This window comes from Xenorhabdus miraniensis (genome assembly GCF_002632615.1).
Map to the genome: position 1 here is coordinate 54,764 of NZ_NITZ01000008.1, position 12,880 is coordinate 67,643.

9 protein-coding genes are annotated in these 12,880 nt (G+C 47.9%); all 9 read left to right on the forward strand.

Going from position 1 to position 12,880, the window contains the following annotated elements:
• Positions 1 to 157: EF-Tu C-terminal domain-related protein (locus Xmir_RS09575; protein ID WP_479688411.1), on the forward strand; the 157-nt coding region annotated here is incomplete at its 5' end.
• A 374-nt stretch (positions 158 to 531) separates the two neighbouring features.
• Positions 532 to 915, forward strand: coding sequence for a preprotein translocase subunit SecE (secE, locus tag Xmir_RS09580; protein WP_099114155.1), 384 nt, complete (start codon positions 532 to 534; stop codon positions 913 to 915).
• Positions 916 to 918: 3 nt separating this feature from the next.
• Complete coding sequence (nusG, locus tag Xmir_RS09585) at positions 919 to 1,464, forward strand: transcription termination/antitermination protein NusG (RefSeq protein ID WP_099114156.1); 546 nt, start codon at positions 919 to 921, stop codon at positions 1,462 to 1,464.
• A gap of 207 nt (positions 1,465 to 1,671) precedes the next feature.
• Positions 1,672 to 2,100: a 50S ribosomal protein L11 gene (gene rplK, locus Xmir_RS09590; RefSeq protein WP_086109843.1), complete on the forward strand. Its 429-nt coding sequence runs from the start codon at positions 1,672 to 1,674 to the stop codon at positions 2,098 to 2,100.
• 3 nt (positions 2,101 to 2,103) lie between these two features.
• Complete coding sequence (gene rplA / locus Xmir_RS09595) at positions 2,104 to 2,805, forward strand: 50S ribosomal protein L1 (RefSeq protein WP_099114157.1); 702 nt, start codon at positions 2,104 to 2,106, stop codon at positions 2,803 to 2,805.
• A 352-nt stretch (positions 2,806 to 3,157) separates the two neighbouring features.
• Positions 3,158 to 3,655: a 50S ribosomal protein L10 gene (gene rplJ / locus Xmir_RS09600; RefSeq protein WP_099114158.1), complete on the forward strand. Its 498-nt coding sequence runs from the start codon at positions 3,158 to 3,160 to the stop codon at positions 3,653 to 3,655.
• 63 nt (positions 3,656 to 3,718) lie between these two features.
• On the forward strand, positions 3,719 to 4,084 hold the full coding sequence (gene rplL / locus Xmir_RS09605) for a 50S ribosomal protein L7/L12 (protein ID WP_099114159.1): 366 nt from the start codon (positions 3,719 to 3,721) through the stop codon (positions 4,082 to 4,084).
• A gap of 339 nt (positions 4,085 to 4,423) precedes the next feature.
• Complete coding sequence (gene rpoB, locus Xmir_RS09610; RefSeq protein WP_099114160.1) at positions 4,424 to 8,452, forward strand: DNA-directed RNA polymerase subunit beta; 4,029 nt, start codon at positions 4,424 to 4,426, stop codon at positions 8,450 to 8,452.
• A 160-nt stretch (positions 8,453 to 8,612) separates the two neighbouring features.
• Positions 8,613 to 12,839: a DNA-directed RNA polymerase subunit beta' gene (rpoC, locus tag Xmir_RS09615; protein WP_099114161.1), complete on the forward strand. Its 4,227-nt coding sequence runs from the start codon at positions 8,613 to 8,615 to the stop codon at positions 12,837 to 12,839.
• Positions 12,840 to 12,880 lie beyond the last annotated feature (41 nt).

Below are 12,880 nucleotides of genomic sequence, written 5' to 3' on the forward strand. Positions count from 1 at the left end.
ACTGCCAGAAGGCGTAGAGATGGTAATGCCAGGTGACAACATCAACATGGTAGTTAACCTGATTGCGCCAATCGCAATGGACGAAGGTCTGCGTTTCGCAATCCGTGAAGGCGGCCGTACTGTAGGTGCTGGTGTTGTTGCTAAAGTGATCGCATAATTCATTTAATGTGTTCATTTGGAAGGGCATCGACAGATGCCCTTTTTATACGTTGTCTTAGGACTCAGTTTTAGCGCGAGTTTTAAAACATTGTCTTAAGAAGAACCTATCTCATCAATAGTTGTTCATTAATAATTGTCTGATGGCAAGATAAATCGTCATTTGATTGCTATTCTTAACTATTGGTGAGATAGGCTCTGATACAACGGATGGGCTTAAAGATCATAATGATACGAAAGTCCTACTGAATTATGGCGCCGAGTCAGATACAATTACAATTATCTTTGGGTTCGGTCTGATTTGTTTTGCTCTTGCGAGGCAAGCTGGCTATCTATTTTCATCATAGTTACTTACATAGAGTTACAGGTTGGTTTATGAGTGCGAATAGCGATGCTCAAGAAAGCGGGCGTGGTCTTGATATAGCAAAATGGCTATTGGTAGCAGTGCTGCTGGTGGTTGCTATTGTGGGTAATTATTATTACCGAGAGTATAACCTGCCTCTGCGCGCGATAGCTGTTGTTGCTATTGTTGCCCTTGCAGGAGCAGCTGCATTGTGGACTGTGAAAGGTAAAGCTGCATTAGCATTTGCCCGTGAAGCCCGCATTGAAATGCGGAAAGTCATTTGGCCAACTCGCCAGGAAGCGCTGCATACAACGCTGATTGTTGCGGCTGTGACGGCTGTCATGTCCCTAATTTTGTGGGGATTGGATGGTATTCTGGTGCGTTTAGTTTCATTTATTACAGGCCTGAGGTTTTAAAAAATGTCTGAATCCCCAAAAAAGCGTTGGTATGTCATACAGGCATTTTCTGGGTTTGAAGGTCGTGTCGCTCAATCTCTGCGTGAGCATATCAAATTACAGGATATGGAAGATTCTTTCGGCGAAGTTATGGTGCCGACAGAAGAAGTTGTTGAGATCCGCAGTGGCCAACGCCGTAAAAGCGAACGTAAATTCTTCCCTGGCTATGTCTTGGTACAGATGGTAATGAACGATGCAACTTGGCATTTGGTTCGTAGTGTACCTCGCGTAATGGGTTTTATCGGCGGCACGTCTGACCGTCCGGCACCAATTAGCGATAAAGAAGTTGATGCAATTATGAATCGTCTTCAGCAAGTTGGTGATAAACCGCGGCCAAAAACGTTGTTCGAACCTGGCGAAATGGTTCGTGTCAGCGATGGCCCGTTTGCAGACTTCAATGGTGTAGTGGAAGAAGTCGATTACGAGAAGAGCCGCTTGAAAGTTTCGGTTTCTATCTTTGGTCGTGCTACACCAGTCGAGCTGGATTTCAGTCAGGTAGAGAAAGTCTGATTTGATGCTTAAATAAGCGGGCTCGCTTGCAAAGGGTGTGAAATTAGCATACAATTTCGCGCCTTTTGTTTTTTATCCAGGCATTATTTTTGATGATGCTTTCTGGAAAACAAAGTAATGTTTTAAGTGGCCTGGTCTTTTGACGGGGCCTAAATCGTCAGGGGAGCCTCATTTTGAGGCGATAAGACCCACATAGAGGAAATATAGATGGCTAAGAAAGTACAAGCCTACGTTAAGCTGCAAGTTGCAGCTGGTATGGCTAACCCAAGCCCACCAGTTGGTCCAGCTCTGGGTCAACAGGGTGTTAACATCATGGAATTCTGTAAAGCGTTCAATGCTAAAACTGAAAGCATTGAAAAAGGCCTGCCAATTCCAGTTGTTATTACTGTTTACGCAGACCGCTCTTTCACTTTCGTGACCAAAACCCCACCAGCGGCTGTTCTGCTGAAAAAAGCAGCAGGCATCAAATCTGGTTCTGGCAAACCGAACAAAGATAAAGTTGGTAAAGTAACCAGCGCACAAGTTCGTGAAATCGCTGAAACTAAAGCTGCGGACATGACTGGTGCTGACGTTGACGCGATGATGCGTTCAATCGAAGGTACTGCTCGTTCCATGGGCCTGGTAGTGGAGGGTTAATCAATGGCTAAACTGACCAAGCGCATGCGCACTATTCGTGAAAAAGTTGATGCAACTAAACAATACGAAATCAACGAAGCTGTTGCTCTGCTGAAAGAACTGGCTACTGCTAAGTTTGTAGAAAGCGTTGACGTAGCTGTTAATCTTGGCATCGATGCTCGTAAATCTGACCAGAACGTTCGTGGCGCAACTGTACTGCCACACGGTACTGGCCGTTCAGTACGCGTTGCTGTATTTACCCAGGGTGCAAACGCTGAAGCGGCTAAAGCTGCTGGCGCTGAACTGGTAGGTATGGAAGATCTGGCTGAGATGATTAAGAAAGGCGAGATGGACTTCGACGTAGTTATCGCATCTCCAGATGCAATGCGCGTTGTTGGCCAACTGGGCCAAATCCTGGGCCCACGTGGTCTGATGCCAAACCCGAAAGTGGGTACTGTAACTCCTAACGTTGCTGAAGCGGTACAAAACGCTAAAGCAGGTCAGGTTCGTTACCGTAACGACAAGAACGGTATCATCCACACTACCATCGGTAAAGTTGACTTTGAAGCTGACAAACTGAGAGAAAACCTGGAAGCTCTGCTGGTTGCGCTGAAAAAAGCTAAGCCATCTTCTGCTAAAGGTGTTTTCATCAAGAAAGTTAGCCTGTCCACTACCATGGGTGCAGGTGTTGCGATCGACCAGTCTGGTCTGAGCGCATCAGTTTAATTATTTAAGCTGAGAATAACGCTTTACCTTAGCGTCAGATTTGTCTAAAATCTGACGCTTAAAATTTGCCTGATAGAATGTGTAATGACACACAGCTTTTGAAAAATAAGGCAATATCGGCAAATAACAAGTTTTCGGTTGGAGCTTGGCCTTAATCCAAGCCCCGTCCAAGACCGCAGGCGTAAGTACGTAGTAATAAATTACTTACTTAATATCCTGCGTAGACGGTGACAGAGCCAAATGAAATTTATTTTCTGGATTCTGCTCACCGTGTTTTAGCGCTCAGACACATTCTGTGCCTTGAGTGAAGTGAGTTCCGGGTTTTCCCGGTTAATCCAGGAGCAAGAAGCTAATGGCACTAAATCTTCAAGACAAACAAGCGATTGTTGCTGAAGTCAGCGAAGTAGCCAAAGGCGCGCTGTCTGCGGTTGTTGCGGATTCTCGTGGCGTTACTGTAGATAAAATGACTGAACTGCGTAAAGCATGCCGTGAAGCTGGCGTTAACGTACGTGTTGTACGTAATACCCTGCTGCGCCGTGCTGTTGAAGGTACTGAATATGAGTGCCTGAAAGAAGCGTTTGTTGGTCCAACCTTGATTGCTTTCTCTTCTGAACATCCGGGCGCAGCAGCTCGTTTGTTCAAAGATTTCGCGAAAGCGAATCCAGCATTCGAGATTAAAGCGGCAGCCTTTGAAGGTGAGTTCATCCCAGGTGAAAATATCGATCGTCTGGCAACACTCCCAACTTACGAAGAAGCAATCGCACGCCTGATGGCAACCATGAAAGAAGCCTCTGCAGGCAAACTGGTTCGCACTCTGGCTGCGCTACGCGATCAGAAAGAAGCCGCTTAATTGCCTATTTCCTTCGTCGCTTTTTAACGTATAAACTTTTTCTGAATTTTAGGAACACTTGTTATGTCTATCACTAAAGAACAAATTCTGGACGCAGTTGCAGAAATGTCTGTAATGGACGTTGTTGAACTGATCAGCATGATGGAAGAAAAATTCGGCGTTTCTGCTGCTGCAGCTGTTGCTGTAGTTGGTGGTGCTGCTGAAGTAGTTGAAGAAAAAACTGAATTCGACGTAATCCTGACTGGCGTTGGCGCTAACAAAGTTGCTGTAATCAAAGCAGTACGTGGCGCAACTGGCCTGGGTCTGAAAGAAGCTAAAGACCTGGTTGAAAGCGCACCAGCAGCACTGAAAGAAGCTATCAGCAAAGACGACGCTGAAGCTCTGAAAAAATCTCTGGAAGAAGCAGGCGCTTCTGTTGAGATCAAGTAAGATCAGTTTTAAGTTCGCAGCCTAACTTTAAAGGCTGGCGGCTGGCGATTTTTTAATCGCCAGCCTTTTTGCGCTGTAGGGGGTTAGTAGCATTTCACACTGTTTGGCTGCTAATTAACCCAAAATACTTCTTCCTATTGACGACTTAATATACTGCGTTCTCAGCTACGATCCACTCGGGTAGCTCGGTAGTAAGGTAACGCAATGAAATGATTTGAGAGTAATAGTAATGGGTATTACGGAAAATATTCTATTTTCTGTTCGAAAAAAATAGTGTTGCAGAGTGCTGTCCTTAAGGGCGGACAGAGTGGGTCACTTATCAGCGAGCTGAGGAACCCTATGGTTTACTCCTATACCGAGAAAAAACGTATTCGTAAGGATTTTGGTAAACGTCCACAAGTTTTGGATGTTCCATACCTTCTTTCTATCCAACTTGACTCGTTCCAGAAGTTTATCGAGCAAGATCCTGAAGGCCAGAATGGACTGGAAGCGGCCTTCCGTTCTGTGTTCCCAATTCAGAGTTACAGCGGCAATTCTGAGCTGCAATATGTAAGCTACCGTCTTGGCGAACCTGTTTTTGATGTTAAAGAATGTCAGATCCGTGGTGTGACTTTCTCCGCACCGCTGCGCGTTAAACTGCGTCTGGTGATCTATGAGCGCGAAGCGCCAGAAGGCACAGTCAAAGACATCAAAGAACAAGAAGTCTACATGGGTGAAATTCCACTCATGACTGATAACGGTACTTTCGTTATCAACGGTACTGAGCGCGTTATCGTATCTCAGTTGCATCGTAGCCCAGGCGTTTTCTTTGACAGCGATAAGGGTAAAACCCATTCATCCGGTAAGGTACTGTATAACGCACGTATCATCCCTTACCGTGGTTCATGGCTGGACTTCGAATTTGATCCAAAAGATAACCTGTTTGTGCGTATCGACCGCCGCCGTAAACTGCCGGCTTCGATTATTCTGCGCGCGATGGATTACTCTACTGAAGACATCCTGAATCTGTTCTTCAACAAAACCGTTTTCGAAATTCGCGATAACAAATTGCAGATGACGCTGGTTCCAGAACGTCTGCGTGGCGAGACTGCTTCATTTGATATTGAAGCGAACGGCAAGATCTATGTTGAAAAAGGCCGTCGTATTACTGCTCGTCATATCCGCCAGTTAGAAAAAGATCAGGTAAACCGCATTGAGGTGCCTGTCGAATATATCGCGGGTAAAGTTGTAGCAAAAGATTACATCGACCAGAACACAGGTGAAATCATCTGTGCGGCTAACATGGAACTCTCTTTGGATCTGCTGGCGCGTCTGAGCCAGTCTGGTCACAAATCTATCGAGACCCTGTTTACCAACGATCTGGATCACGGTGCATACATTTCCGAAACTCTGCGTATTGACCCAACCAACGATCGCCTGAGCGCACTGGTTGAAATCTATCGCATGATGCGTCCGGGTGAACCACCAACACGAGAAGCCGCAGAAAACCTGTTTGAGAACCTGTTCTTCTCTGAAGATCGTTATGATCTGTCTGCGGTTGGCCGTATGAAGTTCAACCGTTCTTTGGATCGCGATGAGATTGAAGGTTCCGGTATCCTGAGCAAAGAAGACATCATTGATGTGATGAAGAAGCTCATCGATATCCGTAACGGTAAAGGTGAAGTCGATGATATCGACCACTTGGGCAACCGTCGTATCCGTTCTGTCGGTGAAATGGCTGAAAACCAGTTCCGCGTAGGTTTGGTTCGTGTAGAGCGCGCCGTGAAAGAGCGTCTGTCTCTGGGCGATCTGGACACTCTGATGCCACAGGACATGATCAACGCCAAACCAATTTCTGCGGCGGTGAAAGAGTTCTTTGGTTCCAGCCAGCTGTCCCAGTTCATGGACCAGAACAACCCACTGTCTGAAATTACCCACAAACGCCGTATTTCTGCGTTGGGCCCAGGTGGTTTGACTCGTGAACGTGCAGGCTTTGAAGTTCGAGACGTACACCCGACTCACTACGGTCGTGTTTGTCCAATCGAAACGCCTGAAGGTCCAAACATCGGTTTGATTAACTCATTGTCCGTTTATGCGCGTACCAATGAGTATGGTTTCCTTGAAACCCCTTACCGCTTGGTTCGTGATGGTGTAGTGACTGATGAAATCCACTACCTGTCTGCGATCGAAGAAGGTAACTACGTTATTGCACAGGCTAACACCGTATTGGATGAAGAAGGCCACTTCGTTGAAGAATTGGTAACTTGCCGTCATTACGATGAATCCAGCTTGTTCAACCGTGATCAGGTTCAGTACATGGACGTTTCGACACAACAGATCGTGTCCGTCGGTGCTTCCCTGATCCCATTCCTTGAACACGATGACGCCAACCGTGCCTTGATGGGTGCGAACATGCAGCGTCAGGCGGTTCCAACACTGCGTGCTGACAAGCCGCTGGTCGGAACAGGTATGGAGCGCGCGGTAGCAGTTGACTCCGGTGTAACTTCTGTTGCTAAACGCGGTGGTATGGTTCAGTACGTTGACGCATCTCGTATCGTTATCAAGGTTAACGAAGATGAAATGTACGCGGGTGAAGCGGGCATTGATATCTATAACCTGACCAAATATACCCGTTCTAACCAGAATACCTGTATCAATCAGATGCCATGTGTTTCTCTGGGCGAATTGGTAGAACGCGGTGACGTACTGGCTGATGGTCCATCCACCGACTTGGGTGAATTGGCGCTAGGTCAGAACATGCGTGTGGCGTTCATGCCATGGAATGGTTATAACTTCGAGGACTCCATCCTCGTATCTGAACGTGTTGTTCAGGAAGACCGTTTCACAACGATTCACATTCAAGAACTGGCTTGTGTGTCCCGTGACACCAAACTGGGGCCTGAAGAGATTACGGCTGACATCCCTAACGTGGGTGAAGCTGCGCTGTCTAAGCTGGACGAATCCGGTATCGTTTATATCGGTGCAGAAGTGAAAGGCGGCGACATTCTGGTTGGTAAAGTGACGCCAAAAGGTGAAACTCAGCTGACTCCAGAAGAAAAACTGCTGCGTGCGATCTTCGGTGAGAAAGCGTCTGATGTTAAAGACTCTTCTCTGCGCGTACCAAACGGCGTTTCCGGTACTGTTATCGACGTACAGGTCTTTACCCGTGATGGCGTAGAAAAAGACAAGCGTGCGCTGGAAATCGAAGAGATGCAGTTGCGTGAGGCGAAGAAAGACCTGACAGAAGAACTGCAAATTTTCGAAGCTGGCTTGTTCGCTCGTATCCACTCTGTACTGGTTGCAGGTGGTATTGAAGCAGAAAAACTCAGCAAACTGCCTCGTGAACGCTGGTTAGAACTGGGTCTGGCTGATGAAGAAAAACAAAATCAGTTGGAGCAGTTGGCAGAACAGTATGACGAACTGAAAGCAGAGTTCGAGAAAAAACTGGATGCTAAACGTCGTAAGATCACACAAGGTGACGATCTGGCACCGGGCGTGCTGAAAATTGTCAAAGTGTATTTGGCGGTGAAACGTCAAATCCAGCCTGGTGACAAGATGGCAGGTCGTCACGGTAACAAGGGTGTTATCTCTAAGATCAACCCGATCGAAGACATGCCTTACGATGAAAACGGTACTCCTGTTGACATCGTACTGAACCCGCTGGGCGTACCATCACGTATGAACATCGGTCAGATTCTGGAAACTCACTTGGGTATGGCGGCAAAAGGCATTGGTGACAAGATCAATGCAATGCTGAAACAACAGCAAGAAGTTGCCAAACTGCGTGAATTTATCCAGAAAGCTTATGATCTGGGTGACGATACTCGTCAGAAAGTTGACTTGAATACCTTCTCTGACGAAGAAGTGATGCGTCTGGCAGAAAACCTGAGAAAAGGTATGCCAATCGCAACACCAGTCTTTGACGGTGCTAAAGAGACCGAAATCAAAGAGCTGCTGAAATTGGGTGGCTTGCCGACTTCCGGTCAGATCACACTGTTCGACGGCCGTACTGGTGAACAATTCGAGCGTCAAGTAACCGTTGGTTACATGTACATGCTGAAATTGAACCACTTGGTTGATGACAAGATGCACGCCCGTTCTACCGGTTCTTACAGTCTGGTTACTCAGCAGCCGCTGGGTGGTAAGGCACAGTTCGGTGGTCAGCGCTTCGGGGAGATGGAAGTGTGGGCATTGGAAGCATATGGTGCTGCGTACACCCTGCAAGAAATGCTCACCGTTAAATCCGACGATGTTAACGGTCGTACCAAGATGTATAAAAACATCGTGGACGGTAACCACCAGATGGAACCAGGCATGCCGGAATCTTTCAACGTATTGCTGAAAGAAATCCGTTCGTTGGGTATCAACATCGAGCTGGAAGACGAATAAATTGTTTTCCCGCTGGTACTGCCCGGCCGTATGTTGAAGCATAAAACATGTTGAAGCATAAAAATACCGGGCAGTTTACCAGCCAGTGGTTACACTGGTCATAGGGGGGAGTGGCATGGGCCACTCACCTAACAGGTCTAACTCCGACAGGAGCTATTTCGTGAAAGACTTATTGAAGTTTCTGAAAGCGCAAACCAAGACCGAAGAGTTTGATGCGATCAAAATTGCTCTGGCCTCTCCAGATATGATCCGTTCGTGGTCATTCGGGGAAGTAAAAAAGCCAGAAACTATTAACTACCGTACGTTCAAGCCTGAACGTGACGGACTTTTCTGTGCACGTATTTTCGGGCCGGTAAAAGACTACGAATGCTTGTGTGGTAAATACAAGCGTTTGAAACACCGTGGTGTGATTTGTGAGAAATGTGGCGTTGAAGTAACCCAGACTAAAGTTCGTCGTGATCGTATGGGTCACATCGAGCTGGCATCTCCAACCGCTCACATCTGGTTCCTGAAATCTCTGCCATCCCGCATCGGTTTGTTGCTGGATATGCCTCTGCGCGATATTGAACGCGTACTGTACTTCGAATCCTATGTGGTTGTTGAAGGCGGTATGACCAGCCTTGAGCGCAGCCAGATTCTGACTGAAGAACAGTATCTGGATGCTTTGGAAGAGTTCGGTGATGAATTTGACGCAAAAATGGGTGCAGAAGCCATCCAGGCTTTGCTGAAAAACATCGATCTGGAAAACGAATGTGAAACCTTGCGCGAAGAGCTGAATGAAACCAACTCTGAAACCAAACGCAAGAAGCTGACCAAGCGTATTAAACTGCTGGAAGCGTTCATTCAGTCTGGCAACAAACCAGAGTGGATGGTTTTGACCGTTCTGCCAGTTCTGCCACCGGATTTGCGTCCACTGGTTCCATTGGATGGCGGCCGTTTCGCAACTTCAGACCTGAACGATCTGTATCGTCGCGTTATTAACCGTAACAACCGTCTGAAACGCCTGCTGGATCTGGCTGCGCCAGACATCATCGTACGTAACGAAAAACGTATGTTGCAGGAAGCGGTTGATGCCTTGCTGGACAACGGACGCCGCGGTCGTGCGATTACGGGTTCTAATAAGCGCCCTCTGAAATCCCTGGCAGACATGATCAAGGGTAAACAGGGTCGTTTCCGTCAGAACCTGCTGGGTAAACGTGTTGACTACTCAGGCCGTTCTGTAATTACCGTAGGTCCATACCTGCGTTTGCATCAGTGTGGTCTTCCTAAGAAGATGGCACTGGAGCTGTTCAAGCCATTCATCTACGGCAAGCTGGAATTGCGTGGTCTGGCGACGACTATCAAAGCCGCCAAGAAAATGGTTGAGCGTGAAGAAGCCGTCGTATGGGATATCCTGGATGAAGTGATCCGTGAGCACCCTGTTCTGTTGAACCGTGCACCGACCCTTCACCGTTTGGGTATTCAGGCATTTGAACCTGTTCTGATCGAAGGTAAAGCGATCCAGTTGCACCCACTTGTGTGTGCGGCTTATAACGCCGACTTCGATGGTGACCAGATGGCTGTCCACGTACCGTTGACACTGGAAGCACAGTTGGAAGCGCGTGCGCTGATGATGTCTACCAACAACATCCTGTCTCCGGCGAGCGGTGAACCAATCATCGTTCCATCTCAGGACGTTGTATTGGGTCTGTACTACATGACTCGTGACTGTGTTAACGCGAAAGGCGAAGGCATGGTTCTGAGCGGCCCTAAAGAAGCAGAGCGTGTTTACCGCGCAGGTCTGGCTTCTTTGCACGCTCGCGTCAAAGTTCGTATCACTGAAGAAGTGAAAGATGGCGAAGGCAATATCACCGTTAATACAGGGTTGGTTGATACAACTATCGGTCGTGCCATCCTGTGGATGATCGTACCGAGAGGTCTGCCATATTCACTGATTAACCAGGCGCTGGGTAAAAAAGCAATCTCCAGAATGCTGAATACCTGTTATCGCGTACTGGGCCTGAAACCAACGGTTATCTTGGCTGACCAGACCATGTATACCGGCTTTGCTTACGCTGCTCGTTCAGGGGTATCCGTAGGTATCGACGACATGGTTATTCCTGAGAAGAAAGAAGGCATCATCGCGGAAGCGGAAGCGGAAGTGGCTGAAATTCAGGAACAGTTCCAATCAGGTCTGGTAACCGCTGGCGAACGCTATAACAAGGTTATCGATATTTGGGCCGCGGCGAACGAACGTGTTGCTAAGGCGATGATGGAAAACCTGTCTACTGAAACTGTTATTAACCGTAACGGTGAAGAAGAACAGCAAGTTTCTTTCAACAACATCTTTATGATGGCCGACTCTGGTGCGCGTGGTTCTGCTGCTCAGATCCGTCAGTTGGCGGGTATGCGTGGCTTGATGGCAACACCAGATGGCTCCATCATCGAAACCCCGATTACCGCGAACTTCCGTGAAGGTCTGAACGTACTCCAGTACTTCATCTCAACCCACGGTGCTCGTAAAGGTCTTGCGGATACCGCATTGAAGACCGCGAACTCCGGTTACCTGACTCGTCGTCTGGTTGACGTTGCCCAAGACTTGGTTGTGACTGAAGACGACTGTGGTACTCACAACGGTATCCTGATGACTCCGGTTATCGAAGGTGGTGACGTTAAAGAACCACTGCGTGAGCGCGTATTGGGTCGTGTGACGGCTGAAGACGTTCTGAAGCCGGGCACCGCGGACATTCTGGTTGCACGTAATACACTGCTGAATGAAAAATGGTGTGATCTGTTAGAAGAAAACTCCGTTGACAGCGTGAAAGTACGTTCCGTAGTAAGCTGTGAAACTGACTTTGGTGTTTGTGCGAACTGTTACGGTCGCGACCTTGCTCGTGGTCATCGCATCAACAAAGGTGAAGCAGTTGGTGTTATCGCGGCACAGTCAATCGGTGAGCCGGGTACACAGTTGACGATGCGTACGTTCCACATCGGTGGTGCGGCATCTCGTGCGGCAGCAGAATCCAGCATTCAGGTACGTAACAAAGGTCACTTAAAACTGACCAACGCTAAATTCGTGACTAACTCAGCGGGCAAACTGGTTATTACTTCTCGTAATACCGAATTGCGCCTGATCGACGATTTCGGCCGTACTAAAGAAAGCTATAAAGTTCCTTACGGCTCGGTATTGGCTAAAGGTGATGGTGAGACAGTAACCGGCGGCGAAACCGTTGCGAACTGGGATCCACATACCATGCCAGTTGTGAGTGAAGTATCCGGTATCATTCAGTTCTACGACATGGTTGATGGCCAGACCATTACCCGTCAGACGGACGAATTGACCGGCCTGTCTTCACTGGTGGTTCTGGATAGTGCAGAGCGTACTGGTAGCGGTAAAGATCTGCGTCCGGCACTGAAAATCGTTGATGCTCAGGGTAACGATGTTCTGATCTCAGGTACAGATATGCCTGCTCAGTACTTCCTGCCGGGTAAAGCGATTGTTCAGTTGGAAGATGGCATGTCCATCTCTGCGGGTGATACGTTAGCGCGTATTCCTCAAGAATCCGGCGGTACTAAAGATATCACCGGTGGTCTGCCACGCGTTGCGGACCTGTTCGAAGCTCGTCGTCCGAAAGAACCTGCTATTCTGGCAGAAATCAGTGGTATCGTTTCCTTCGGTAAAGAAACTAAAGGTAAACGTCGTCTGGTTATCAGCCCACTGGATGGTGGCGATGCTTACGAAGAGATGATCCCTAAATGGCGTCAGCTCAACGTATTCGAAGGTGAGGTTGTTGAACGCGGTGACGTGATCTCCGATGGCCCAGAATCTCCACATGACATTCTGCGCCTGCGTGGTGTTCACGCGGTTGCCCGTTACATCACTAACGAAGTACAGGAAGTTTACCGTCTGCAAGGCGTTAAGATTAACGATAAACACATCGAAGTTATCGTTCGTCAGATGCTGCGCAAAGTGACCATCGCGAACTCAGGTAGTTCTGAATTCCTCGAAGGCGAACAGGTTGAATACGCGCGCGTTAAAGTCGCGAACCGTAAGCTAGAATTGGATGGTAAAGTACCAGCGACTTTCCACCGTGATCTGCTGGGTATCACCAAGGCATCACTGGCAACAGAATCCTTCATCTCTGCGGCGTCGTTCCAGGAAACAACGCGCGTACTGACTGAAGCAGCTGTTGCAGGTAAACGTGATGAACTGCGTGGCCTGAAAGAGAACGTTATCGTTGGTCGTCTGATCCCTGCTGGTACAGGTTATGCTTACCACCAGGATCGTATCCGCCGTCGTCAAGAAAACGAAGTGGTTGAAGCACCACAAGTTAGCGTTGACGAAGCCACTGCAAACCTTGCTGAATTGTTGAATGCAGGTTTCGGTAGCAGCAGCAATAACGACTAATATCGTGATGCGTAGCTTACATAGGTATAGCTAATCGTAAA